The sequence below is a fragment of the Psychroserpens mesophilus genome (assembly GCF_050617655.1).
GTDB lineage: Bacteria > Bacteroidota > Bacteroidia > Flavobacteriales > Flavobacteriaceae > Psychroserpens > Psychroserpens mesophilus_A.
Genome location: NZ_JBODQC010000031.1, coordinates 1 through 880, shown reverse-complemented (window position 1 = coordinate 880; position 880 = coordinate 1). Strand labels below are relative to the sequence as shown.

Annotated in this window: 2 protein-coding genes; both read right to left on the bottom strand. The window is 34.0% G+C overall.

From position 1 onward, the window contains the following. Positions 1-90: 90 nt before the first annotated feature. Positions 91-393, bottom strand: coding sequence for a type II toxin-antitoxin system RelE/ParE family toxin (locus ACRHNM_RS16185; RefSeq protein ID WP_431137677.1), 303 nt, complete (start codon positions 391-393; stop codon positions 91-93). Beyond that, a complete protein-coding gene (locus ACRHNM_RS16180; protein WP_028284019.1) occupies positions 390-632 on the bottom strand; it encodes a type II toxin-antitoxin system ParD family antitoxin in 243 nt (80 codons plus the stop codon). The genes ACRHNM_RS16185 and ACRHNM_RS16180 overlap by 4 nt, the downstream gene beginning before the upstream one ends. Positions 633-880 lie beyond the last annotated feature (248 nt).

The following is an 880-nucleotide window of genomic DNA, read 5'->3' as shown; positions in this document are numbered from 1 at the left end:
AGTACACACCAAACTGAAAATCCGCGAGGATTTTCAGAAGTAGGCGAGAACAAGCAATTACTTATAGCCATTGTTGTGTGCAGTTTTTTTTTATTTCAGTCGTTTTTTAATATCCATTCGTTGGTGTAAAATTCTAACAATTTCCACGATATCATTTTCCACTTTTCTATAAAAAATTAAATGGGATTTTATTTTAGTCACTCGATAATTCTTTCGAGTTTGTTCCGCTGACTTTCCAGTCATAAAGTTGTCAGCTATAAATTCAATTTCCGTAATTATCAAGTCGTAATATCTGTCAGCTTGTTTTTTAGACCATTTATTGAGCGTATAAATCCAAATTTTATCTAAATCCTCAATCGCTTGTTGACTTATTCGATATTTGTTTTTGCTCATAAGTGTTTACGATGTAATTCTTTCAGATGTTGTTTTGGGTCAAAATTTTCAACAAATCCACTATTTTCCCCAACCTCGAGAGCTTTAATCAGTTCCCTTTCCTTTTTTTCTTCACGTTCTAACAAACGTAAAGCAGAACGAATTACTTCGCTAACCGAACCATACCTTCCAGAATTTACTTCTTCTCTTATAAAATCCTCAAAATGATTTCCGAGTGATATTGATGTGTTTTTTCCCATTTTGACTATATTTTTGCTCAAATATACCAAATCTTGGTAACGTAGCCAAATTGCACACAACGTGTTCGTGTTATGGCTAGTTGCGTTGGTAGGAACTAAGTTAGCAAAAAAGAAACTAACCATTAGGAAAATCCGTAGGATTTTCCGAGTACACAAAGACCAAGCAATTAGTTATACACGCTGTTAGTTACTGTAGCGACAGGATTGAGTGATCAGAATCAGCTAAGCGATAAAGATTGGACAATAAA

Excerpts from the sequence above, each read along its gene's own strand:
- ACRHNM_RS16185 (WP_431137677.1), bottom strand. The coding sequence starts at position 393 with ATGAGCAAAAACAAATATCGAATAAGTCAACAAGCGATTGAGGATTTA.
- ACRHNM_RS16180 (WP_028284019.1), bottom strand. The coding sequence starts at position 632 with ATGGGAAAAAACACATCAATATCACTCGGAAATCATTTTGAGGATTTT.